A 22,662-nucleotide genomic window follows, 5' to 3' on the forward strand; every position below is an offset into this window, starting at 1 on the left:
TCTGTCTTCACCGCCGCCACGACGCGCTCTCGCAGATCCATCGATAGTGCCATCCATGCTGGCCTCCTTCCCAGCATGAATGGTGAATCATAAACCCGCTGATTTGGGAATCCTCAACGACTCCCAACAATTTCATCCTGCTCTAGGAGGTTCTACCCCCGCTTGCGCAGTTCCGGATGCGCCTCGATCTCACGCCGCAGCGACGCTGCCGCGTTCACATATGGCTCCTGCCTGGCGACGCTCCAGTATTTGAGCTCGTCCAGCGGGATGCTCTCGCCGGTCACCGCGCAGCGCACGAACGCGCCGGGGCTCGTCACCTGGAAGTCGCCGTCGAGATAGCGGATGCGCGCTTCCTTGCCGCCGGGGCCTTCAAAACGGTTCATCATGGAATGGCGCATAGGTTCATAGGGGTTCAATCGCCACAAATCGAAGGCAAGGTCAAGCTTGGCGCAATGCTCATGTAGTATGCCGGTTGGCACAATGGTTGTCGGGAAGCGCCATGGACATCACCAACGCCAGCGTGACGTCGCTGCTGAAAGAGGCGCTGGCGCCGCAGCCGGTGCCGTCGCCCAAGGCCGAACCTGCGACCGCGGCGCTGGTCAAGGCGCTCGTCCAGCCGCCGGCGCCGTCCGTCGTGTCCTCCGCACAGGTGGCCGCGCAGGCGCTGAACGGCACGTTGCCGGCCGCTCAACCAACTCAGCGTCTGTCCTCGGCCGAGATCGAGAACGCCTACAGAGCCGTCCTGGAATCCGATGCCGGCACTGATGGCGCCTCGACGAAGTCTCCGGCTGGCAGGTCGGCGGCTGACGCCGATCAGCCTTCGCGGGCGCTGCCCCAGGTTCCACCGCCAGCCGCCGATGGCACCGCAAGGGTCGTGGCGGCGCCCTCTTCGTTCTCGCCGGTGCTTGCGTCCGGAGTGCTGGTAGCGGCCAACGCCAATGCGCCGCCGCGCGGCGGCGTTCGCAGCCCCGGCCATGCCCCGCGATCCGAACCCGGCCAGACGCCGCTGTGGATGATATCGATCGTGACGGCCGTCGTCTCGGCTGCGACCACCTCGATCGTGCTGATGCTGCTTCGCTGATCCGGGCGATCTAGTCCTCGTCCTGCAGGAAGGCTTCGAGCTTCTCCGGCGCCAGGCCCGCCTGTTCGGCGATGCGCCTGGCGAGATCGGCGGCGGCCGCGCGCGGCCGGCCGACCGGGCGGTCGAGCCAGTAGGACACCGGATTGAGCGCGACCCGCTCGTCAACGGGAACAATCCGGCCCGACTTCAACTGGTCTGCCGTCAGCGGCGGCCGCGCCAGCGCGATGCCGAGCCCGTGCGCCGCCGCGTCGAGCACCAGATTGTAGTCCTCGAAACGCCGGTCCTGCGGGCGCGGGCGATAATCGACCTCCTGTGCCGCGAACCAGGCGCGCCAGGCGGACGCGTCGGAATCGTTGATCAGCGGCAATTTGAGCAGCCGGTCCGGGTCGCCGTGCCCGATCTCCTCCGCCAGCTCCGGCGAGGCGATCGGGAAGATGTGCTCCTCGAAAAGCTGGACCGAGACGCGGCCCGGAATGCGACCGCGCCCGCAGCGCACCGAAAGGTCGATGCCCTCGTCGGCAAGGTCCGCCTGGCGGTTGTCGACGTCGAGCACGATGCGCAGCCGGGTCGGGTTGTTTTCGAGCGCCGCCATGCGCGGCATCAGCCAAAGGCCGCTGACCGAAGGGATCGAAGCCAGCCGCACCACCGCGGTGCCGCGCGGCTCGACCCAGCGATCGGAATTGACCGAGATCAGCGCGAAGGCCTCGGTGGTGCGCAGGTGCAGCCGGTTGCCCTCATTGGTCAGCGTAACGCCGCGCGCGTTGCGCTCGAACACCTTGAGCCCGAGCCAGTCCTCCAGCTTGGCGATCTGACGGCTGATCGCGCCATGGGTGAGGTTGAGCCTTTCGGCCGCCGCGGAAAAGCTTCCCGTCCGCGCCGCCGCGTCGAAGGCGCGCAAAGTCTCGAGCGGCAATAGCTGGTCAGAGCTGTGAAGCATGCTCACAGCTGACCCTCGAATTGCTCGTTTGTCAATCGGCGGGCAATGGCGTTTTCTCTCTCTATGGCACTGAGAGGCGAGGATTCGGCAATGAGCGCTTACACCGGCACGTTGAATGAGACACAGCGCATGGACACCACGGCCGCGATCGCGGTGGCGCTGACGGTGGTCGGCTGGGCGTCTGCCTTCCCGGCGATCCGCGCCGGCCTCGCCGCCTTCCAGCCGCTGGAGCTCGGGGCGCTGCGCTTCGCCATCGCGGCCGTGCCGGCAGCGATCTTCCTTGCGGTCAAGCGTCCGGCGCTGCCGAGGATCGATGAGCTGTGGCGTTTCGGCTTCGGCGGTGCCATCTTCGTCGCGCTCTACACCGCCATGCTCAATTTCGGTGAGCTCACCGTCTCGGCGGGCGCCGCCGGCTTCATCATCAATGTCAGCCCGATCTTCACGGCCATCATGGCCATGGCGCTGCTCGGCGAGCGCTTTTCCGGCATGGCCTGGTTCGGCACGGTGATCTCGTTTGCCGGCATCGGCATCATCGCGGTGGCGGACGGCCATGGCCTGCATTTCAACACCGGCGCGTTGCTGGTGCTGGGCTCCGCCCTTTGCTCGGCCGTCAACACCATCGTCCAGAAGCCGCTCTTTGCCCGCCATCATCCGCTGACGATCGCCGCTTCCAACATGGTGCTCGGCGCGCTCTGCCTGTCGCCCTTCCTGGCGGAAGCGTTTTCGCAGGCCGCGGTCGCCGACATGGCCGGCCTCGGCGCCGTCATCTATCTGGGCATCGTGCCCAGCTTGATCGCCTACGCCGCCTGGGCCACCGCGCTGTCGCGCCTGCCGGCCGCGCGCGCCTCGAACTTCCTCTATCTGGTCTCGCCGACCTCCGCCCTGATCGGTTTCTTCTGGCTCGGCGAAGTGCCGACACTCTTCGGCATCCTCGGCGGCGCACTGGCGCTCGGCGGTGTGATCGTGGTGAATTTGAAGCGGTAAGTCAGAGGGTCGAGGCCGGTTCCTGACTCAAGAAAAGCGCCGCCTCGAGCGGACCTTTATCTGGCCGCTACGCGGCCACGAGAACCGGTTGGTGCTGGCGCTGAAGGTCTCCTCTCCCCATCGGGAGAAGTCAGCGGAAGTGAAGCGGAGGCTGGGTGAGAGCTTTGGTGCGCTCACCTTCGCCCGAACAATCTTTCAATGTCGGCGAGTTTCAGCTCGATATAGGTCGGCCTGCCATGGTTGCAGGTGCCGGAGCCGGGCGTCGCCTCCATTTGGCGCAGCAGCGCGTTCATCTCTTCGGCCTTGAGCAGCCGGCCCGAGCGCACCGAGCCGTGGCAGGCCATGGTCGCGGCTATTCTGTCCAGCCGTTCCTTCAGGGTCTCGACCGTGTCGTTGTCGGCGATCTCGTCGGCGAGGTCACGCACCAGTTGCTGCACGTTGGTTTCGCCGAGCATCGACGGCGTCTCGCGCACCGCCACCGCGCCCGGGCCGAAGCGCTCCAGGCCGAGGCCGAATTTGGCCAGCGTCTCGGAATGCATCGCCAGCCGCTCGGCATCCTCTTCCGGGAGGTCGACGATCTCGGGCAAAAGCAGCATCTGCGAAGGCACGGCGCGAGAGTGCAGCGCGTTCTTCAAGGCCTCGTAAACGAGGCGCTCATGTGCGGCATGCTGGTCGACGATGATCAGCGAATCCCGGGTCTGGGCGACGATATAGTTCTCATGCACCTGAGCGCGCGCCGCGCCCAGCACAGTGCCGAGCAGCGCCTCGGCCGGCTCGGCGATGCCCGCCCGCGCGTCGGCGCTTGCCAGCGGCCCGGTGTCGAAGGCAGCCTGATCGTTCTCGGCGAAGCCGCCTCGCGCCGGCCGCGCTTCGCCCATGTCGAGCGGCCGCTGCGGCGAGCGCGCCAAAGTCGAACCATGATCAAAGCTGGAGCCGGAGGCGCGAAAAGCGGCCTCATAGCTGCGGTGGCCACTGGCCGGTCCGGGATGCGAATAGGACGCCGCGCCGGGCCGGAAAGCCGCCATCATGCCGGCCGCGCCGGTGGTCGCGGCCCGGATGCCGGCGCCGGCCATCGCCTCGCGGATGGCGCCGACAATCAACCCGCGCACCAGGCCCGGATCGCGGAAGCGCACATCGGCCTTGGCCGGGTGGACGTTGACGTCGACGGTTGCCGGATCGAGCGAAAGGAACAGCACGGTCACCGCATGCCGGTCGCGCGGCAGCACGTCGGCGAAGGCGCCGCGGATCGCGCCGGCGATCAGCTTGTCGCGCACCGGCCGGCCGTTGACATAGGCATATTGCTGCAGCGCGTTGGCGCGGGTGTAGGAAGGGATCGAGACGTGGCCGGCAAGATGCACGCCGTCGCGCATGGCATCGATCGCAATGGCATTGTCGGGAAAGTCGGCGCCCATCACTTGCGCGATGCGGGCGAGCCGGCCCTCCGGCGTGTCGCCGGTCGCCGGCAGCTCCAGCGTCGAGCGGTCGGACCCGGCAAGCGTGAAGCGCACGGCGGGGAAGGCGATGGCGATGCGCTTCACCACGTCGCCGGTGGCCGAGCTTTCGGCGCGCTCGCCCTTCATGAATTTGAGCCGTGCCGGCGTGGCGAAGAACAGGTCGCGCACTTCGACGGTGGTGCCGCGGTTGGCCGCCGCCGGCTTGACGGCCGACACCCGGCCGCCCTCGATGCTGATCTCGGCCGCGCTGTCGCCGGCGGCCGTGCGCGAGCGGATCGAAAGCCTGGCCACCGAGCCGATCGACGGCAACGCCTCGCCGCGGAATCCGAGCGAGCGGATGTCGTGGATGTCGTCCGACAGCTTCGACGTGCAGTGTCGGGCAACTGCCAGCGCCAGTTCGCGCTCGGGAATGCCCGAGCCGTCATCGGTGACGCGGATGAGCGAGAGCCCGCCGCCGGCGGTGACGATCTCGACGCGCGACGCGCCGGCATCGAGCGCATTCTCGACCAACTCCTTCACCACGCTTGCGGGACGCTCGATGACCTCGCCGGCGGCGATCTGGTTGATCATCGTTTCGGAAAGCTGGCGAATGGGCATCCGAGGATTATAGGCGGATTCGAACGGTGTGGGGGAGGGGCTACTTCATGCCTGCGCCACCAGCCAGTCCCTGACCTTGCGCGCGTTGTCGCTGAGCTCGCGGTTCTTCGGCCAGATGACGTGGAAGCCGATGCCGGTCCTCATCACATGCTCGGTCACCGGCACCAGCAGCCCTGATGCCACCAGCCGCTCGACCAGATGCCGCCAGCCAAGCGAGATGCCTTGCCCTTCCATCACCGCCTGGATCACCAGGGCATAGTCGTTGATGCGCAGGCCGCGCTCGGCATTGCGCAGGCTGGTTCCGGCCGACGCGAACCATTCGTCCCAGTTCGGCGCCTCGCGATAGGGCTCCTCGAGATGGATCAGCCGGTGCGTGGCCAGTTCCTCGACCGTCTTCGGCATGCCGAATTTGGCGAGGTAGCTGGGGCCGGCGACGGGGAAGATCTCTTCATCGGACAGCGACAGCGAGTGATAGTCCGGCCAGTCGCGCGGCACGCCGCCGCGCACCCCGAGCGGAATACCCTCGGCAATGATGTCGAGGTCGCGGTCGGCGGTCTGGATGCGCAGGTCGATGCCCGGCAGTTGGTCGCGGAACTGCTGCAGACGCGGCATCATCCAGAACGAGCCGAAGGCCGTCGAGGCGGCAAGGGTCACATGGCCGCCGGTCGCCTGCAGGCGAAGGTCCTCGGCAGATTTGCGGATATGCGACAACCCCAGCGAGACGTCCGCGTGGAAGCGCTCGCCGGCCTCGGTCAGGAGCACCTGGCGGTGGCGGCGCTGAAACAGCTTGGCGCCGAGCTGTTCCTCCAGTCCGCGCACCGCATAGGAGACGGCCGCCTGGGTCATGCCGAGCTCGCGCCCGGCGGCGGTGAAGCTCGACAGCCGGCCTGCCGCCTCGAAGACGACGAGGCTGCCGGCCGAGGGCAGGAGGTGGCGCAGGCTTCGCATAAGCGCAACTTATACAAGAGATCAGGATTTTCCAGCGTCACATCCATATTTCGTGTCGCTAACTTGGTCGGGCGGGATGAAGGAGACAACATGAACGCACCGGCCGCTGAATTGACTGAGCCGACCCACCGTCGCGGCGGCGGCCGCCTTGGGCGCAAGGCGCTGAGAAGCGTGCCGGTCGCGTCCTTCCCGACGCTCGTTCGCCAGATTCCGGCCTATGAGATCGTGCCCGACGAGGCGGTGGAGCTGATCCACGAGGAGTCGCTCAAAATCCTCGAGGAGGTTGGCTGCGAGTTCCGCGACGACGAAGCGATCGCGCTTTGGAAGGCGGCGGGTGCCGACGTCAAGGACACACGCGTCCGCATCGATCGCGCGCTGCTGATGGAGCTTGTCTCGAAGGTCCCGCCGGAATTCACGCTCAATGCGCGCAACCCCGAGCGGACGGTTCGCGTCGGCGGCAAGAACTCGATCTTCGTGCCGATGTATGGCGCGCCTTATGTGCGCGACCTCGACAACAAGCGGCGTTACGGCACGCTCAACGACCTCAACAATTTCCACAAGCTCGCCTACATGGCGCCGGCGCTGCATTCGTCGAGCTCGATCATCTGCGAGCCGATGGAGATCCCGGTGCCGAAGCGGCACCTCCACATCATCCATTCGGCGCTCAAGCACTCCGACAAGCCGTTCATGGGTATCGTGACGTCGAAGGAGCGGGCCGAGGACACGATGGCTATGGCTGCGATCGTGTTCGGCGAGGAGTTCGTGCGCGACAATCCGGTGCTGGTGGCGATCACCAATTGCAATTCGCCGCTGGTGTGGGACGCCACCATGCTCGACGCCATGCGGGTCTATGCCCGCCACAACCAGCCGCTGATCCTGGCACCCTTCGCGCTCTGCGGCGCCTCGACCTCGGCCTCCGCCGTCGGCGCGGTCGCGCAGGTCAATGCCGAGGCGCTCGCCGGGGTGGCCTTCACCCAGCTGATCCGTCCCGGCTCGCCGCAGATCTATGGCCAGTTCATGGTGACCGTCGACATGAAGACCGGCGCCCCGATGGGCGGCACGCCGGAGGCTGCGCAGATGATGTATCTGATGGGCGCGCTGGCGCGGAAATACAAACTGCCATGGCGCACCTCGGGCTTCCATGTCGGCTCCAAGCTCAACGACGCCCAGGCAGGCTACGAGGCGAACATGCTTATGCATGCCGCGATCCTCGCCGGCGCCAATTACATCTGGCACTCCGCCGGCTGGCTCGAGGCCGGCCTTACCTGCGGCTATTCGAAATTCGCCACCGACTGCGAGCAACTCATCGGTTGGTACAAATATGCCGGCGGCGTTCCCTTCGACGATTTCAAGGAGGCTATGGCGGCGATCCGCGAGGTCGGTCCGCAAGGGCATTTCCTCGGCACGCAGCACACGCTCGAGCATTTCGAGCGCGCCTTCTTCATGCCGAGCATCATGGACTTCAATTCCTTCGAACAATGGACAGCCGAGGGCGCGAAGGATCATGATACGCGCGGCCTCGAAAGGGCGCGCAACATGCTCGCCGACTACCAGGAGCCGAAGCTCGACGAGGGCATCGCCGAAGGTCTCAAGGATTTGATCGCGCGGCGCGAGGAAAAGCTGCCTGATACCGTTAGTTGACAAAAAATGGGCAGCAAGCCAATGGCTCAGCCAGCGCGCACCTTACCGTTGGCCAGGTGTTTCTGAAGCGATTGACAGGCGTTCATAATATGATCGTAGACCAACTTTGCGGCCTGTTCGATCTCGCCAGCGCGGCAGGCGGCCAGGATTTCGCGATGTTCTCGATCCGCAAGCTCATGACCGCCGGAAATCGTCAGCTGAACTCGCAGATAGCGTTCGATGCGATCGTTAACCGACCGGATCATGCGGAGCAGATATGGTCGCCCGGCGTCTAGATAAAGACTGGAATGGAACTCCCAATTCAGTTCCGCCCAGCGGCCGACGTCGGTTTCCTTCGCGAAGGAGTCGCAACTTGCTTGCGCCTTATCGAAGGTCTTCTCGTTCATGTGGGGGAGGGAAAGCCGAATTGCGTTCGATTCCAGCATGGCTCGGACCTCGAAAATCTGCACGATCTCCGGTTCCGACATGCTGGCGACAATTGCGCCCTTGTTTCGCTGAAATGCCACGAATCCCTCGGCCTCGAGCCGCTTCAAAGCTTCCCGCACCGGAATCTTACTGATGTTGAACATGCGGGCGACGTCGTCTTGCCTGATCGGTTCGCCCTCATCCAGCGACCCGGATATGATTGCTCCGCGGATGAACTTCAAAACCACGTCGGAAGCGGTTGGTGCGGCACCCAGATCGGGAATGTCGGCAAATGCAAATGGCACGTGTAGAGTCTCCGCAAGGAGCGTCAGATCTGCAAACATAGATATCGTAGACGATGTTCGCGATCAAATACGCTCGCGATTCTGCTCAATCCGAGTGGCTGCGTGGCCTGAGATGCCGTCCGGCGTGGGCTCTTTTGAGCCCGGCCGATCAGCAGCGACTGGCGCATTTCGCTTCAATCGAGCCTTGACGAGAGCCGAAGATCGTATACGATATCCCATCGGAAGCCGCGGCTCTGGGGACTCCCGAATGCGAAGCACGAAAGTCATCCATGTTGTTTCCTGCCACGCGGAGGGCGAAGTCGGGGATGTCATCGTTGGCGGAGTGTCTCCTCCGCCGGGAGACACCGTCTGGGACCAGCGCAAATGGATCGCAGAAGACAACGGACTTCGGAACTTCGTTCTCAATGAACCGCGCGGCGGCGTCTTCCGGCACGTCAACCTTCTGGTCCCTCCCAAGCATCCCGACGCGCAGATGGCCTGGATCATAATGGAGCCGGAGGATACGCCCCCGATGTCCGGCTCCAATTCGATCTGCGTGTCGACGGTAATTCTGGACACCGGGATCATCCCCATGCAGGAGCCGGTAACCGAAATGGTGCTTGAGGCGCCGGGCGGTCTGGTACGCGTGCGGGCCGACTGTGCCGGAGGAAAAGCCCAGCGCATCACGGTTGAAAACGTACCCTCATTCGCCAGCAGGGTCGGCGTGCCGCTTGAGGTCGATGGCCTCGGTACCATCACGGTCGACACGGCCTATGGAGGCGACAGTTTCGTCGTCGTCGACGCACCTGCCCTTGGGTTAGCGCTTGAAACCGACGAGGCTCGTGATCTCGCCGAACTTGGGGTGCGCATCACCGATGCGGCCAATCGACAAATGGCGTTCTTCCACCCTGAGCGTCCCGATTGGCGCCACCATTCGTTCTGTCTTTTTGCCGGCGCCATCACCCAGGATGGCAACCGCCTCCGAGCAAAATCGGTCGTTTCGATAAAACCTGGCAAGCTCGACCGATCGCCGACCGGAACGGCGGTGTCGGCCCGCATGGCGCTCTTGCACGCGAAGGGTCAAATGACAGCCGAGGATTGGTTCACCGGTGTGTCCATCATCGGGTCAGAATTTCACGGCAAGATTCTCGGCACCACGCAGGTTGTCGGTATGCCCGCAATACGCCCCCAGATCAGCGGTCGCGGTTGGATCACCGGCATCCATCAGCACATGCTGGATCCTGAAGATCCTTGGCCGGCGGGCTATCGCGTGGCGGACACCTGGCCGATGAAGCGTGCGAAGGTGTGAAGATGGTTCTTCGCCCGGCATCTTTCTCCAGCTCATGCCCCAAGAAGCTTGACGCTCAAGGCTCGTATACGATATTCGAAATGCCGCAGGATGGAGCGAGTTCTCACTATCTCAGGCAAGGCAGCGTCTGGACGCACACTCACGCTGCAGGCGCCATCTACAGCTGAAAAAAAGTGCACCAGGATGGCCAATGTTTCGCAACATGGGAGGAAAAAATGACAATCTTCAAAAGCAACGGTGATCGCGTTCCTGCCGCCATCAAGGCGATGGCTAAAGAAGCGCGCGCGGGCCGCGTGGACCGGCGCGAATTCCTGGCGCTGGCAAGCGCCTTCGGCGCGTCGACGGCGTTCGCCTATGGCATGATCGGCCTTGCCGCGCCGACAAGAGCCCTGGCGCAAGAGCCGAAGAAAGGCGGAACGCTGCATGTCGCGATGTCGGTCAAGGCGCAGAAGGACCCGCGCACCTATGACTGGACCGAGATGGCGAACGTCACTCGCACCTGGCTGGAGCCGCTCGTGCGCTACACGCACCAGTTCACTTTCGAGCCGGTGCTGCTCGAAAGCTGGGACGTCAACGACGACGCAACCGAATACACGCTGCATCTGCGCAAAGGCGTCACCTGGAACAATGGCGATGCCTTCAACGCCGATGACGTGGTCTTCAACCTCAATCGCTGGTGCGAGAAGGGGGCTTCCGGCAATTCCATGGCCGCCCGCGTCGGCGCGCTGGTCGATGCCAAGACCGGCAAGGCAAGGGATGGCGCGATCACCAAGGTCGATGACCATACGGTCAAGCTGAAGCTGTCCGAGGCCGATATCGCGATCATTCCGGGTTTCACGGACTATCCGGCGCTGGTCGTGCATCGCAACTTCGACAAGGACGGCGCCGATCCGATCAAGAAGCCGATCGGCACCGGGGCTTTCGAGCTGGTGTCTTACGATGTCGGCCAGAAAGCCGTGGTCAAGCGCCGCGAGAACGGCAAGTGGTGGGGTGGCGAAGCGCCGCTCGACGGGGTCGAGTTCATCGACTACGGCACCGACTTCAACGCCACGCTGAATGCCTTCGATTCGGGCGAGATCGACCTCGATTTCGAAACGCCGGCCGACTTCATCGACCCCCTTGACAAGATGGATCTGGTGAAATCGGAAGTCGCGACGGCGACCACGCTCGTGGCGCGCACCAACATCACGCACAAGCCTTACGATGACAAACGGGTGCGCAACGCGCTGCAGATGGCCGTCGACAATAACCAGGTCATGCAGCTCGGCTACGCGGGCCGCGGCACGGTCGGCGAGAACCACCATGTCAGCCCTATCCATCCGGAATACTATCCGCTGCCGAAGAAGGAACGGGACGCGGCGGGCGCCAAGAAGCTGATGGCCGACGCCGGGCAGGCCGACTTCGAGCACGAGCTGATCACCGTCGAGGACGAATGGCAGAAGAACACCGGCGACGCGATCGCCGGCCAGTTGCGCGATGCAGGCATCAAGGTGAAGCGCACGGTGCTGCCCGGTTCGACCTTCTGGAACGACTGGACGAAATATCCTTATTCCATGACCATCTGGTACATGCGCCCGCTCGGCGTGCAGGTGCTGGCGCTGGGCTACCGTACCGGCGAGGCCTGGAACGAGACCGCGTTCTCGAACCCGGATTTCGACGCCAAGCTCAAGGAGGCGCTGTCGCAGATCGACGTCGCCAAGCGCAAGGAGGTTATGAAGGACGTCGAGCAGATCCTGCAGGACTCCGGCGTCATCGTCCAGCCGTTCTGGCAGAAGCTCTACTGCCACATGAACAAGAAGGTGAAGAACTACGCCATGCACCAGACCTATCAAATGGACTTCCAGAACGTCTGGCTGGAAGCTTAAGCCGCGCAGCGCAAGGACTTCATGCGCCGTGAAAAAGCCGATATGCAGGATGCGTGGTGGTGATCGTGCCACCACGCCGCCGACCATCCGGAGATCCTGCATGAGACCGATGATGCTTGCAGTTGCCATCTCGATCGCCTTGCCTGCCGCGGCGCTCGCCGGGCCGGCTTCCAACGCCGTGAAGTTCTTCTATGTGCCTGAAGTGAAGTTCGAGGCGGACGCGAAATACCGCGACCGCTTCACCGAGCCGGTCACCAAGCTCTTCGAAGCCAACGACAAGGCGCGCAAGGAGAAGCCCGACGAGGTATCCTGCATCGACTTCGACCCAGGCCTCGACGCCCAGGATTTCGACCAGAAGACCGTGTCGAGGACACTGAAGCTCGCCGAGGCCGTCAATGGCGACACCGCTGAGGTGACGGCAAGCTTCAATCTTTTCCCAGAAGGCGATGACTCCAAACGCGAAATGGTGTGGTCGCTGAAGAAAGTGGACGGCAAGTGGAAGATCGCCGACATCACCTCCAAAACCAGCGACTGGACGCTCAGCGCGCTGGAATGCGGCTCCTCGACGGAGTGACGCCGTGCTTCGGCGTCTGGTCCTCGCGCTGTCGAGCTTGTCGATGCTGACCGCGGGGCTGAACGGCGGCGCCTACGGGCAAGGACTGTTCGGCTCGCCGCCGCCGAACGCGTCCTCAGGCGACAATGCGCCTGCGATCGACAAGTCGGCGCCGGCCACATCGCCTGAAAGCAAGCTGGCCGAACCGGCGCCAGCTGCGCCCGTCCTGCCCGGATCGCCGACGGCGGTGGTGAAGCCCTTCTACGAGCATCTCGGGCTGGAATTGGACCCCGGCCAGCGCAAGAACTTCAGCGATCCGGCGAAGAGCGTGCTCGACAAAGCCGACGCGCTGCGCGCCTCGGGTCAGGGCGAGTGCCTCGATCCCAACATGGCGCTCGACAATGCCGATTACGACAAGCTCGCCATCGACAAGAGCCTGCGCACCATCGAAGCGATCAATGGTGACGAGGCCAAGGTGGTGGTCGTCTTCGTCGTCGAAGGCCACCAGCACCGTCTCGAATGGAAGCTGAAGAAGGTCGGCGGCGACTGGAAGATCTCCGACCTCCTGTCGGTCACCGGCGAATGGGCGCTCAGCCAGTACCAGTGCGAATGAATATGATTGAACTTCGGCGCCGGCGATCCTTCGCGCCCCCCTCTGGCCTGCCGGCCATCTCCCCCACAAGGGGGGAGATTGGCAGCTTCGGCGACCCGCCTACTTTGCCACGATGGAGATTGGCGAAAGCCGGGGTGACGTCCGATCTCCCTCCAAGTGGGGGAGATGTCCGGCAGGACAGAGGGGGGCGCTGTCCCGCCAGCCTTTCGCAACAAATTTCACCCGCGCCCGCGATATGGCGGCACCCCGGTGTCGGGCAGCCAGGCGCCTTCAGGCGGCGCGCCGGTCTGCCAGAAGACGTCGATGGGAATGCCGCCCCGCGGGAACCAGTAGCCGCCGACGCGCAGCCAGAGCGGCTTGGTCGCTTCGACGATGCGGCGGCCGATCATGACGGTGCATTCCTCGTGAAAGGCGCCATGGTTGCGGAACGAGGTCATGAACAGCTTCAGCGACTTCGATTCCACCAGCGTCTTGTCGGGCGCGTAGTCGATGACGATGTGGGCGAAGTCGGGCTGGCCGGTGACCGGGCAGAGCGAGGTGAATTCCGGGCAGGTGAAGCGCACGATCGCGGGCGGGCCGTCGCCTCGCTCGAACGGCACGGTTTCCAGGACTGCCTGTTCGGGACTCTGCGGCGTCTCGACGTGTTTGCCGAGCTGGGTCAGGTTTTTGGCGTCGGTCATCGATGGCTCCTTGCTGCCGCCGATGATTGCAAGGGCGGCAGGTGCAATCAGTTGAAAGTGCGCCGCGATCGAACGGACGCGGCGTATTTGGCGGCTCATTAGCATTGGAGCGAAAGCCGCGCAGCGGTTTTCGGATGAATCCGATGCGTGAAATGGAAGCGGGAGCAGCTCCCGCGCAATTTGATACGGCAGGAAGACGATGACCAGCAACGACCCGCTTCTCCAACCTTATCCGCTCAAGCACCTGACGCTGAAGAACCGGGTGATGTCGACCAGCCATGAGCCGGCTTATTCCGAGGACGGCATGCCGAAGGAGCGCTACCGGCTCTACCACGCCGAGAAGGCCAAGGGCGGCATGGCGCTGACGATGACAGCGGGCTCTGCCATCGTGTCACGCGACAGCCCGGCCGCCTTCGGCAACCTGCATGTCTATGACGACGCCATCGTGCCGTGGCTCGCAGAGCTTGCGGATGCCTGTCATGAGCATGACTGCAAGGTCATGATCCAGATCACCCATCTCGGTCGCCGCACCGGCTGGAACAAGGCCGACTGGCTGCCGGTGCTTTCCGCCTCGCCGGTGCGCGAGCCGGCGCATCGCGCCTTTCCCAAGACCATCGAGGATTGGGACATCGAGCGCATCGTTGCCGATTATGCTTCCGCCGCCCAGCGTTGCCAGGCGGCCGGCCTCGACGGCATCGAATTCGAATCGTACGGCCATCTGATGGACGGCTTCTGGTCGCCGGCCACCAACCATCGCGACGATGATTTCGGCGGCTCGCTCGAAAACCGGCTGCGCTTCACCAACATGGTGCTGGATGCGGTTCGCGCCGCGGTCGGCGAGAAATTCGTCGTCGGCATCCGCATGGTCGCCGACGAGGATTTCGAAAAGGGCCTATCGAAGGAGGAGGGCGTCGAGATCGCGAAACGTCTGGCTCGCTCCGGCAAGGTCGATTTCCTCAACATCATCCGCGGCTCGATCGAGACCGACGCGGCGCTGACCAAGGTCATCCCGGTGACCGGCATGCGCTCGTCGCCGCATCTCGATTTCGCCGGCGAGGTGAGGGCGGCGACGAAATTCCCGACCTTCCACGCGGCGCGGATATCCGATGTCGCGACCGCGCGTCATGCGATCGCCTCTGGCAAGCTCGACATGGTCGGCATGACGCGCGCCCATATCGCCGATCCGCATATCATCCGGAAAGTGATGGAAGGGCGCGAGCACGAGATCCGGCCTTGCGTCGGCGCCACCTACTGCCTCGATCGCATCTATGAAGGCGGTGAGGCGCTCTGCGTCCACAACGCCGCCACCGGCCGCGAAGCGACGATCCCGCATGTCATCGCGAAAAGCGAAGGGCCGAAGAGGCGGGTGGTGGTCGTCGGCGCCGGGGCGGGCGGTCTGGAAGCGGCGCGTGTCGCCGCCGAACGCGGCCATCAGGTGGCGGTCCTCGAAGCGTCCAGCCAGGCCGGCGGCCAGGTGCGGCTCGCGACGCAAAATCCGCGCCGTAAGGAACTGATCGGCATCATCGACTGGCGGCTTGCCGAGCTCGATCGCCTCGGCGTCGAGATCCGCTACGACACATGGGCCGAAAAGGACGATGTCCTGGCACTGGCGCCGGATGTGGTGATTGTCGCCACCGGCGGCCTGCCGCAGAACCCGCCGCTGGCAGCGGGCGACAATCTCGTCACCTCGAGCTGGGACATTATGGCCGGCAGCGTCAAGCCGGCCGAGAACGTTCTGGTCTATGACGACAATGGCGGCCATCAGGGCATGGGCGCGGCGGAATTGATTGCCAACAGCGGCTCGAAGCTGGAGCTGGTCTCGCCCGAACGCTTCTTCGCGCCGGAAATGGGCGGCCTGAACCACGTGCCCTATATGCGGGCTTTCCACGAGAAAGGCGTCACCGTCACCATCAACACTCGTCTGCGCTCCGTGCGACGCGAGGGTAACCAGCTCATCGCCGAGCTGGCGTCGGACTTCGCCGATGGCTGGCGCGGCGAGCGGCGCGTCGACCAGGTGGTGGTCGAGCATGGCACCGCGCCGCTCGACGATCTCTACCTCGCGCTGAAGCCGCTGTCGAAGAATGGCGGCGCGGTCGACTACGAGCGGCTCGTAAGCGGCGGCGACATTTTTCCGCCGCGCAATCCGGAAGGCGGCTTTGTTCTGTTCCGCATCGGCGACGCAGTCGCCTCGCGCAACATCCACGCGGCCATCTATGACGGCATCAGGTTCGGCATCCGGATCTGAACCTGGGTCCTCCATTGGCCAGGCTGGAATCATCGAAACGCGGGTCGCGGCCTGCGCCATCCTGGCCAGGCAACTGGGCCGCGAGGATCTCGCCGCGACAATCGAAACATATGGTGGCCGTGATGAAGCGCTTGGCTGGGCGGCAGCGCTTGAGGACGTCAGGCTGGAAGGTTTTCGCATCGCCCAACATGCGCACCTACACAAAGCTGCGACGGGAAAATCTGCGCGGCGGTTCCGTTGAGGTGATCTGATGCGCCGGCGACGGCCGCACTGGGGAACGCACCGGACCGTCACAAGGAGAGCCACCTGCCGCGTTGGTCCGGTGCGCCGCGCGCGGCCGCCGGCCCGCACCGGTACCGCGCGAGCCGTTGACGGTCAGAACATCCTGGCCGTGGCCATGCACAATACGGTGATGACCAGCAGCCCGCCGGCAAGGCGTTCGCCTTTGGTCATTTTCGCGCGCAACTGCGCTTGCGTCGCCGCATCGGCACCTGCCAGTTGCCTGCTGGAAGAGGCTACAAGGGCGCCCTGCACGCCGGCGGCGATCAGCGCTGTCGCAATGCCCAGCGCCAGCACCATTTCCATCGGGCCGAAAGCGCCTTCGTGGAAGAAATACCAGAGCAGCAGACCGGTCAAAAAGACCATGCCGGAGGCGCCGAGTTGCGGCCGGATGAAGCGCTCCGCCTTAATCTCCGGATCACGGGCAACCGCAATGGTCGTGCCGGCCCAGAAGACGCCGGCCATAACATGCAGGCCGATGACGACGATGTAGACATATTGCATGACCGCATTCCTCTCGTTCGCCCCGCCACCGGTGTAACGCTTTGCCTGTCGGTTTTTGTCTGTCGGCTGGGTCCGACAACGTTAATCCGCAACGTTAACAAGACAAAGTTAGATATCTAATAGTTAGATGTCAATGCTTCATGCGGAGTTCCGCCAATCCATTGCTTGTTCTAGTGTCCGGCCATGACGCCATTTGATCGCCCGCCCATCGGCATGAATCTCGCTCGCACCGCCAAACTGGTGGCGCAGGCCTTTGACGCTGCCTTGGTGGAGGCTGGCGGAACGTTGCCGGTCTGGGTGACCTTGCTCTCGGTCAAGTCGAAGGAGCTGGCCAACCAGCGCGAGCTTGCCGGCATGATCGGCATCCAGGGCGCGACGCTGACGCATCACCTCAACGCCATGGAGGCGCAAGGGCTGTTGACGCGCCGCCGCGATCCGCAGAACCGCAGGGTGCATCAGGTGGCTCTGACCGAAACCGGCGAAGCGCTGTTCGAGAAGTTGCGCCTCGCGGCCGTCGCCTTCGACAAAAGGCTGAGAGCCGGGCTGCCGGACGAACGACTTGCGGAATTCGCCGAGGTGCTGGCGGCGCTTCGGGCGAATGTGGGCGGTTAAGCCCGGCTGCCCTGCAGCACCTTGAGCTTCGCCTTCTTCGGGCTGCGCGCGGTAAGCCATTCGCGCGCCTTGTCCTGCGGCATCGGGAAGGCGATCGAATAGCCCTGCACCTGGTCGCAGCCGATCGCCATCAGCGAGTCGAGCTCGGCCTCCGTTTCCGCGCCCTCGGCGACGATCGAGATGCCGAGCCCGCGGGCAAGCTCGGTGATGGCGCGCACGATCTTGGTGTTGTCGCCGTTCTCGTTGATATTCTGGACGAAGCGGCGGTCGATCTTCAGCCGATCGATCTCGTTCGGGTTGACATGGCTGAGTGAAGCATAGCCCGTGCCGAAATCGTCGAGCTCGAGGTGGACGCCCGCCGCGCGGATATGCCTGAGCTTGGCGGCGATGCCGGTCTTCTCGTCGTCGAGGATGACGGATTCAACGATTTCCAGCGACAGCTTCTGCGGCGCAAGCCCGGCTCGTTCCAGCGTTCCGAACAGGAAACTGTCGAAGTCCGGCTCGCGCAGCTCGGTGCCCGAGACATTGACGGCGATGCGTCCGAAATCGATGCCGGCGCGATCCCATTCGGCGGCTTCGTTGATCGCCTTGCTGATGACGATGCGGCCGATATCCGGCATGAAGCCGCACTTCTCCGCCACCGGGATGAATTCGCCGGGCGAGATCATGCCGCGCGTGGCGTGCTTCCAGCGCACCAGTGCTTCGATACCGCTGATCTTGCCGCTGGTGAGCGACACTTGAGGCTGGAAATAGACCTCGAAGGTCTTTTCCGCGATCGCCGTGCGGATGTCCTGCTCGAGCTGCTTGCGGTAGTCGAGCTCGCGCCGCAGCTCTTCGGAGAAGAAGGAGAAGCTGCCGCCGCCGAGCTTCTTGGCCGAATAGAGGGCGAGATCGGCATGGACGAGCAGGTCCTGCGCGTTGTCGGCGTCGACTGGATAGACGGCGATGCCGGCGCTGGCGCCAGGCATTATGGTCGTGCCCTGGAAGGTGATCGGCTCGTTGATGTTGGCGATGATGCGCTTGGCCAGCGCATGGATGTCCTCGGTGCTGCCGGCGCCGTTGAGGATCATCACGAACTCGTCGCCGCCGAGACGGGCGCAAAGATCCGATGCGCGGCAGGAATCGCGCATGCGTTGCGCGGTGACAACAAGCACATAGTCGCCCGCCGCGTGCCCCAGCGTGTCGTTGATCTGCTTGAAGCGGTCGAGGTCGAGTTGGATCACCGCCAGCCGCTCGCGGCGCCGATGCGCGCCCTTGATCAGCGTGTCGAAATGATCGGTGAGGAAGGTGCGGTTGTGCAAGCCGGTCAGGCCGTCATGCACGGCGATGAAGGCCATCGAATTGCGGGCGTCGACCAGTTCATGCGTCTTGCGCAGGATGGCCTTGGACATCGGCCGGAAGATGAATAGCGCGACCAGCACGATGACGCCGATGGTGGCAAAGAACAGCGTGCGGTGCAGGCTGAGCATCTCATCCGACCGCTCGGTGGCGAAGGCGCTGATGCGCTGGCCGAGCGCGGCATAGCCGGACAAAGTCGCATTGGCGACGGAGGCGTCGAGGCCGACGCGCTCGCCGCCGCCCTTATAGCCGTCGCTTTGCATGCCGAGCTGGGATGCAAATGATGAAACCAGTCGATCGCCGTTGGCGATAAGGCCGACCGAGAAATAGTCGAGATGGAACGGCTTGCTGAACAGCACATATTCGATCGACTGCGGATCGTTGCGCGCCGGCGATAGCGGATCGGCACCGGTCTCCTTGAGCAGCCGGTCGTAATTGGTCTCGAACTCGCCCGTTGCCTGCTTGAGCGCGGTGACCAGCGCCGGCTGCTTGTCGCGCGGGGCCGCACCGGTCGCGCTGGCCAGGAAGACGATGCGCTGCGACAGCGCCTTCTGCGTGGAGACGATGTTGAGCAGCGCGTCGTTATGCTGCTGCTGCGCCATCAACTGCTGCAGCAGGATGAAGGAAGCCATCACCATGGCGGCGATGATCAGCAAGGCCAGCCAGTAGCCGCTCTTGATCAGCAGAATCAGCTTGCGCGAAACGCTGTGCACCGGCTGCTGCGACATAACTGAGTGACCCCTCCCGATCGACGGATTCCTGCCATGGATTTGCGGCGCCAGAACCCTTGACGTGAAAGGGTTAACAGCTCGGCAAACCGACACGGTGCCAGAGGCGGTGGCGCGACAAAGCTGAGAGGATGGTTATTATGTCCTTTCGCCGATCGTCGCATTTGAACACATTCTTGTCCGGCTGCGCTGAAGGAGCTGCGGCGCGGCTTGCACAACGCCACCGAAGCGGTCGTTTTTGCGATGGATTTTTCTTGTCCGCAGCGCGACAGTCCGCATCAAACAAAATAGGGCCATACGATGAGCGCAGCGTTTCTCTCCCACATCGACAACGAGCTTGAAGGCCTGAAATCGGCCGGGCTCTACAAGTCCGAGCGGGTGATTTCCTCCACGCAGTCGGCCCTGATCGAGGTTGCCGGCCAGAAGGTGCTGAATTTCTGCGCCAACAACTATCTCGGCCTCGCCGACAGCCCCGAGCTGCGCGATGCGGCGAAGCAGGCGCTCGACCGCTACGGCTACGGCATGGCGTCGGTGCGCTTCATCTGCGGCACCCAGGAAGAACACAAAGAGCTCGAAGCCACCATCTCATCCTTCCTCGGCATGGACGACACCATTCTCTACGGCTCCTGCTTCGACGCCAATGGCGGCCTGTTCGAGACGCTGCTCGGCGAGGAGGACGCCGTCATCTCGGACGCGCTGAACCACGCCTCGATCATCGACGGGGTGCGGCTCTCCAAGGCCAAGCGCTTCCGCTACGCCAACAACGACATGGCCGACCTCGAGGCGCGGCTGAAGGAGGCGAAGGACCGCCGCTTCCGGCTGATCGCCACCGACGGCGTGTTCTCGATGGACGGCATCATCGCCAACCTGCAAGGAGTCTGCGACCTCGCCGAGAAATACGACGCCATGGTCATGGTCGATGACAGCCATGCCGTCGGCTTCGTCGGCAAGAACGGCCGTGGCTCGGCCGAGCACTGCGGCGTCGAGGGCAGGGTGGACATCATCACGGGCACGCTCGGCAAGGCGCTGGGCGGCGCGTCCGGCGGCTATACCGCGGGGAAGAAACAGGTGGTCGACTGGCTGCGTCAGCGCTCGCGGCCCTATCTCTTCTCCAACACGCTGATGCCGGCGATCGCCGGCGCCTCGCTGAAAGTCTTCGAGCTGATCCGCAATGGCGATGCGCTGCGCCGCCGCCTATATGCCAATGCGGAACGCTTCCGGTCTCAAATGGGCAAGCTCGGCTTTACGCTTGCCGGCGCCGATCATCCGATCATCCCGGTGATGCTGGGCGACGCCACTCTTGCGCAGGAGATGGCCGCCCGCATGCTGAAGCGCGGCATCTACGTCATCGGTTTTTCGTTCCCGGTGGTGCCGAAGGGCCAGGCGCGCATTCGCACCCAGATGTCGGCGGCGCACTCCGGCGCCGATATCGATCGCGCCGTCGAGGCGTTCGGCGAGGTCGGGAAGGAACTGGGTGTAATCGCTTGACGGTGCCGCCGGCAATGGAAAAGGGCCATGGCGATCGATGTAACGAGCAGTATCGAGATCGCCAGCCCGCGCGCGGTTGTCGCCGCCTTTTCTTCCGATCCGGACAATGTTCCGCGCTGGTACGTCAACATCAAGTCGGTGGAATGGAAGACTCCCCGACCGGCCCAGATAGGATCGAGAATTGCATTCGAGGCGCAGTTCCTCGGACGGCGGCTCGCTTATACCTACGAGATCCTGGATCTCGTGCCGGGCGAGAGGCTGGTGATGCGATCCGACGAAGGACCGTTTCCGATGGAGACGAGCTATGGATGGCGGGATTCCGGCGAAGGCCGCACGCATATGACGCTCCGGAATCGCGGCTCGCCGGCCGGCTTTTCCCGTCTCATGACCCCGCTCATAGCCGTGGCTGTCCGACGTTCGACCAATCGCGATCTGCTGCGGCTGAAGAACATCCTGGAAGCGGCAGGTTGATGATCCGTCAGGACGGGGAAGATTTTCTGGAGAGTGTTCGATGTCCAACATGATGAAGGCGCTGGTGAAGGCCAAGGCCGAGCCGGGCATCTGGATGGAAGAAGTGCCGGTGCCGGAAATCGGCCCCAACGACGTGCTGATCAAGGTCAGGAAGACCGCGATCTGCGGCACCGACGTCCACATCTACAATTGGGACCAGTGGGCGCAGAAGACCGTGCCGGTGCCGATGGTGACCGGCCATGAATTTGTCGGTACCGTCGCGGATTTCGGCGCGGCCGTCACCGAATACAAGGTCGGACAGCGCGTCTCGGGCGAGGGCCACATCGTCTGCGGCCACTGCCGCAACTGCCGCGCGGGGCGAGGGCATCTCTGCCGCAACACGCTCGGCGTCGGTGTCAACCGGCCCGGCGCCTTCGGCGAGTATGTAGCGATCCCGCAGCACAATGTCGTGCCGATCCCCGACGACGTGCCGGACGAGATCGCGGCGATCTTCGATCCATTAGGCAATGCTGTCCACACCGCACTGTCCTTCGACCTGGTCGGCGAGGATGTGCTGGTCACCGGCGCCGGCCCGATCGGCATCATGGGCGCGCTGGTCGCGCAATGCGTCGGCGCGCGGAAAGTCGTCATCACCGACATCAACCCGGTCCGGCTGGAACTGGCGCGCAAGCTCGGCGTCCAGCATGTGGTCGACGCCTCGAAGGAGAAGCTGCGCGACGTGATGCCGGCACTCGGCATGACCGAAGGTTTCGACGTCGGGCTGGAGATGTCGGGCGCCGCGCCAGCCTTCCGCGACATGATCGACACCATGAACAATGGCGGCAAGATCGCCATCCTCGGCATCGCTCCCACCGGCTTCGAGATCGACTGGAACAAGGTCATCTTCAAGATGCTGCATCTCAAAGGCATCTACGGCCGCGAGATGTTCGAGACCTGGTACAAGATGATCGCCCTGGTGCAGGGGCCGCTGGATGTTTCGGGTCTGATCACGCATCGCATCGGCATTGACGATTTCCAGGTTGGGTTCGATGCGATGAGGAGCGGTAGTTCCGGCAAAGTGGTGATGGACTGGTAGGTTTGGTGGAAGCAGCATCCTGGCAATGCTGGCGGGACAGCACCCCCCTTTGGCCTGCCGGACGGACAGAGGGGGTGTGAAGGATCGCTAAGAAGAAGATAAAGCCTCTTCTAGCGCTGCCACCCCCCTGACAATCGCCGCTCTCTCTTCCTCGCTCAGCCTCGCCAGCAGCTCCCTTTCAAACGCTTTCGCCAGCGGCACCATCTCGCGATAGGCGGCGAGGCCCGCCTTGGTCAGCGTCAGATGCTCGACGCGGCGGTCGTTCTCGTCCGGCGTTCTTGTCAGCCAGCGCCGACGTTCGAGCGCGGCGACTGCGCGCGACACCTTGGTCTTGTGCATGGCCGACTGCTCGCCGAGTTCCGTCGCCGTCATCATCCCGCGCTGGCCGAGGCCTGAGAGCGTGCGCCATTCCGGCCGCGTCAGACCGTGGCGCTCCTTGTAGATGCGCGAGAATTCGCGGCTCACGGCGTCGGCCAGCCGGTAGAGCCGGTAGGGCAGGAAGTTTTCTAGCTCGAGAATCTCCGATTTCATTTGGCGCACCATCGATGCGGGGTTCGGCGTTGATAGTTAC

The 22,662-nt window shown here is 64.0% G+C and carries 21 protein-coding genes; 12 read left to right on the top strand and 9 right to left on the bottom strand.

Features of this window, described 5'->3' with window-relative positions; translation table 11 throughout:
- Positions 1-152: 152 nt before the first annotated feature.
- Positions 153-386: a DUF2093 domain-containing protein gene (locus CK221_RS17030; RefSeq protein WP_067000947.1), complete on the bottom strand. Its 234-nt coding sequence runs from the start codon at positions 384-386 to the stop codon at positions 153-155.
- 113 nt (positions 387-499) lie between these two features.
- Here CK221_RS17030 and CK221_RS17035 point away from each other — a divergent pair, with 113 nt between their 5' ends.
- A complete protein-coding gene (locus CK221_RS17035) occupies positions 500-1,081 on the top strand; it encodes a hypothetical protein (protein WP_067000453.1) in 582 nt (193 codons plus the stop codon).
- A gap of 10 nt (positions 1,082-1,091) precedes the next feature.
- On the opposite strand, the gene CK221_RS17040 is transcribed toward CK221_RS17035, so the two are convergent.
- Positions 1,092-2,018: a LysR family transcriptional regulator gene (locus tag CK221_RS17040; protein WP_095778560.1), complete on the bottom strand. Its 927-nt coding sequence runs from the start codon at positions 2,016-2,018 to the stop codon at positions 1,092-1,094.
- 90 nt (positions 2,019-2,108) lie between these two features.
- Between CK221_RS17040 and CK221_RS17045 the strand changes: the two genes are divergently transcribed.
- Complete coding sequence (locus CK221_RS17045; protein WP_095778561.1) at positions 2,109-3,002, top strand: DMT family transporter; 894 nt, start codon at positions 2,109-2,111, stop codon at positions 3,000-3,002.
- 173 nt (positions 3,003-3,175) lie between these two features.
- Here the strand turns inward: CK221_RS17045 and mutL are convergent, their stop codons facing one another.
- Both mutL and CK221_RS17055 read right to left on the bottom strand, forming a co-directional pair.
- Entirely contained in the window at positions 3,176-5,053 is a 1,878-nt protein-coding gene (gene mutL / locus CK221_RS17050; protein WP_095778562.1) for a DNA mismatch repair endonuclease MutL, read from the bottom strand.
- Between the two features lie 45 nt (positions 5,054-5,098).
- The gene (locus CK221_RS17055) at positions 5,099-6,001 is read right to left on the bottom strand and encodes a LysR substrate-binding domain-containing protein (RefSeq protein ID WP_095778563.1); all 903 of its coding nucleotides are present in this window, start codon (positions 5,999-6,001) and stop codon (positions 5,099-5,101) included.
- Between the two features lie 90 nt (positions 6,002-6,091).
- On the opposite strand from CK221_RS17055, the gene CK221_RS17060 reads away from it, so the two are divergent.
- Positions 6,092-7,642, top strand: coding sequence for a trimethylamine methyltransferase family protein (locus tag CK221_RS17060; protein WP_095778692.1), 1,551 nt, complete (start codon positions 6,092-6,094; stop codon positions 7,640-7,642).
- Positions 7,643-7,668: 26 nt separating this feature from the next.
- Here the strand turns inward: CK221_RS17060 and CK221_RS17065 are convergent, their stop codons facing one another.
- Complete coding sequence (locus tag CK221_RS17065; protein WP_095778693.1) at positions 7,669-8,352, bottom strand: GntR family transcriptional regulator; 684 nt, start codon at positions 8,350-8,352, stop codon at positions 7,669-7,671.
- Positions 8,353-8,599: 247 nt separating this feature from the next.
- Here CK221_RS17065 and CK221_RS17070 point away from each other — a divergent pair, with 247 nt between their 5' ends.
- From CK221_RS17070 to CK221_RS17085, 4 genes are all read left to right on the top strand, one after another.
- Entirely contained in the window at positions 8,600-9,640 is a 1,041-nt protein-coding gene (locus tag CK221_RS17070) for a proline racemase family protein (protein ID WP_095778564.1), read from the top strand.
- A gap of 215 nt (positions 9,641-9,855) precedes the next feature.
- Positions 9,856-11,505: an ABC transporter substrate-binding protein gene (locus CK221_RS17075; RefSeq protein ID WP_095778565.1), complete on the top strand. Its 1,650-nt coding sequence runs from the start codon at positions 9,856-9,858 to the stop codon at positions 11,503-11,505.
- 100 nt (positions 11,506-11,605) lie between these two features.
- On the top strand, positions 11,606-12,079 hold the full coding sequence (locus tag CK221_RS17080) for a DUF3828 domain-containing protein (RefSeq protein ID WP_095778566.1): 474 nt from the start codon (positions 11,606-11,608) through the stop codon (positions 12,077-12,079).
- Positions 12,080-12,083: 4 nt separating this feature from the next.
- Complete coding sequence (locus tag CK221_RS17085) at positions 12,084-12,671, top strand: hypothetical protein (RefSeq protein ID WP_095778567.1); 588 nt, start codon at positions 12,084-12,086, stop codon at positions 12,669-12,671.
- Positions 12,672-12,889: 218 nt separating this feature from the next.
- On the opposite strand, the gene queF is transcribed toward CK221_RS17085, so the two are convergent.
- On the bottom strand, positions 12,890-13,351 hold the full coding sequence (gene queF, locus CK221_RS17095; RefSeq protein WP_095778694.1) for a preQ(1) synthase: 462 nt from the start codon (positions 13,349-13,351) through the stop codon (positions 12,890-12,892).
- Positions 13,352-13,550: 199 nt separating this feature from the next.
- On the opposite strand from queF, the gene CK221_RS17100 reads away from it, so the two are divergent.
- A complete protein-coding gene (locus CK221_RS17100) occupies positions 13,551-15,596 on the top strand; it encodes an NADH:flavin oxidoreductase (protein WP_095778569.1) in 2,046 nt (681 codons plus the stop codon).
- 375 nt (positions 15,597-15,971) lie between these two features.
- Here the strand turns inward: CK221_RS17100 and CK221_RS17105 are convergent, their stop codons facing one another.
- Positions 15,972-16,379, bottom strand: coding sequence for a hypothetical protein (locus CK221_RS17105; RefSeq protein ID WP_095778570.1), 408 nt, complete (start codon positions 16,377-16,379; stop codon positions 15,972-15,974).
- Positions 16,380-16,562: 183 nt separating this feature from the next.
- Between CK221_RS17105 and CK221_RS17110 the strand changes: the two genes are divergently transcribed.
- Positions 16,563-16,991: a MarR family winged helix-turn-helix transcriptional regulator gene (locus CK221_RS17110; RefSeq protein ID WP_095778571.1), complete on the top strand. Its 429-nt coding sequence runs from the start codon at positions 16,563-16,565 to the stop codon at positions 16,989-16,991.
- On the opposite strand, the gene CK221_RS17115 is transcribed toward CK221_RS17110, so the two are convergent.
- On the bottom strand, positions 16,988-19,057 hold the full coding sequence (locus CK221_RS17115; RefSeq protein ID WP_095778572.1) for an EAL domain-containing protein: 2,070 nt from the start codon (positions 19,055-19,057) through the stop codon (positions 16,988-16,990). The genes CK221_RS17110 and CK221_RS17115 overlap by 4 nt on opposite strands.
- Before the next feature lie 300 nt (positions 19,058-19,357).
- Here CK221_RS17115 and CK221_RS17120 point away from each other — a divergent pair, with 300 nt between their 5' ends.
- From CK221_RS17120 to tdh, 3 genes are read left to right on the top strand one after another with little or no spacing between them, the layout of a single operon-like run.
- Positions 19,358-20,545 (top strand): glycine C-acetyltransferase, encoded by a 1,188-nt coding sequence (locus tag CK221_RS17120; RefSeq protein ID WP_095778573.1) that lies wholly within the window; start codon positions 19,358-19,360, stop codon positions 20,543-20,545.
- Positions 20,546-20,572: 27 nt separating this feature from the next.
- Positions 20,573-21,016 carry an SRPBCC family protein gene (locus CK221_RS17125; protein WP_067000499.1) on the top strand — a complete coding sequence of 148 codons (444 nt, stop codon included), beginning with the start codon at positions 20,573-20,575 and terminating at the stop codon, positions 21,014-21,016.
- A 40-nt stretch (positions 21,017-21,056) separates the two neighbouring features.
- The gene (tdh, locus tag CK221_RS17130; protein WP_067000502.1) at positions 21,057-22,091 is read left to right on the top strand and encodes an L-threonine 3-dehydrogenase; all 1,035 of its coding nucleotides are present in this window, start codon (positions 21,057-21,059) and stop codon (positions 22,089-22,091) included.
- Positions 22,092-22,178: 87 nt separating this feature from the next.
- On the opposite strand, the gene CK221_RS17135 is transcribed toward tdh, so the two are convergent.
- Positions 22,179-22,622: a MarR family transcriptional regulator gene (locus tag CK221_RS17135; RefSeq protein ID WP_067000962.1), complete on the bottom strand. Its 444-nt coding sequence runs from the start codon at positions 22,620-22,622 to the stop codon at positions 22,179-22,181.
- Between the last annotated feature and the right edge of the window lie 40 nt (positions 22,623-22,662).

The sequence above is a fragment of the Mesorhizobium sp. WSM3868 genome (assembly GCF_002294785.1).
In the GTDB taxonomy this organism is placed as follows: Bacteria; Pseudomonadota; Alphaproteobacteria; order Rhizobiales; family Rhizobiaceae; genus Mesorhizobium.

What these genes read in the sequence shown, in the direction of transcription:
- CK221_RS17055 (WP_095778563.1), bottom strand. Translation starts at nt 6,001, where the DNA reads ATGCGAAGCCTGCGCCACCTCCTGCCCTCGGCCGGCAGCCTCGTCGTC.
- CK221_RS17075 (WP_095778565.1), top strand. Translation starts at nt 9,856, where the DNA reads ATGACAATCTTCAAAAGCAACGGTGATCGCGTTCCTGCCGCCATCAAG.
- CK221_RS17100 (WP_095778569.1), top strand. Translation starts at nt 13,551, where the DNA reads ATGACCAGCAACGACCCGCTTCTCCAACCTTATCCGCTCAAGCACCTG.
- CK221_RS17040 (WP_095778560.1), bottom strand. Translation starts at nt 2,018, where the DNA reads ATGCTTCACAGCTCTGACCAGCTATTGCCGCTCGAGACTTTGCGCGCC.
- mutL (WP_095778562.1), bottom strand. Translation starts at nt 5,053, where the DNA reads ATGCCCATTCGCCAGCTTTCCGAAACGATGATCAACCAGATCGCCGCC.
- CK221_RS17060 (WP_095778692.1), top strand. Translation starts at nt 6,092, where the DNA reads ATGAACGCACCGGCCGCTGAATTGACTGAGCCGACCCACCGTCGCGGC.
- tdh (WP_067000502.1), top strand. Translation starts at nt 21,057, where the DNA reads ATGTCCAACATGATGAAGGCGCTGGTGAAGGCCAAGGCCGAGCCGGGC.
- CK221_RS17135 (WP_067000962.1), bottom strand. Translation starts at nt 22,622, where the DNA reads ATGAAATCGGAGATTCTCGAGCTAGAAAACTTCCTGCCCTACCGGCTC.
- CK221_RS17105 (WP_095778570.1), bottom strand. Translation starts at nt 16,379, where the DNA reads ATGCAATATGTCTACATCGTCGTCATCGGCCTGCATGTTATGGCCGGC.
- CK221_RS17125 (WP_067000499.1), top strand. Translation starts at nt 20,573, where the DNA reads ATGGCGATCGATGTAACGAGCAGTATCGAGATCGCCAGCCCGCGCGCG.
- CK221_RS17070 (WP_095778564.1), top strand. Translation starts at nt 8,600, where the DNA reads ATGCGAAGCACGAAAGTCATCCATGTTGTTTCCTGCCACGCGGAGGGC.
- queF (WP_095778694.1), bottom strand. Translation starts at nt 13,351, where the DNA reads ATGACCGACGCCAAAAACCTGACCCAGCTCGGCAAACACGTCGAGACG.
- CK221_RS17035 (WP_067000453.1), top strand. Translation starts at nt 500, where the DNA reads ATGGACATCACCAACGCCAGCGTGACGTCGCTGCTGAAAGAGGCGCTG.
- CK221_RS17110 (WP_095778571.1), top strand. Translation starts at nt 16,563, where the DNA reads ATGACGCCATTTGATCGCCCGCCCATCGGCATGAATCTCGCTCGCACC.
- CK221_RS17030 (WP_067000947.1), bottom strand. Translation starts at nt 386, where the DNA reads ATGATGAACCGTTTTGAAGGCCCCGGCGGCAAGGAAGCGCGCATCCGC.
- CK221_RS17115 (WP_095778572.1), bottom strand. Translation starts at nt 19,057, where the DNA reads ATGTCGCAGCAGCCGGTGCACAGCGTTTCGCGCAAGCTGATTCTGCTG.
- CK221_RS17045 (WP_095778561.1), top strand. Translation starts at nt 2,109, where the DNA reads ATGAGCGCTTACACCGGCACGTTGAATGAGACACAGCGCATGGACACC.
- CK221_RS17120 (WP_095778573.1), top strand. Translation starts at nt 19,358, where the DNA reads ATGAGCGCAGCGTTTCTCTCCCACATCGACAACGAGCTTGAAGGCCTG.
- CK221_RS17080 (WP_095778566.1), top strand. Translation starts at nt 11,606, where the DNA reads ATGAGACCGATGATGCTTGCAGTTGCCATCTCGATCGCCTTGCCTGCC.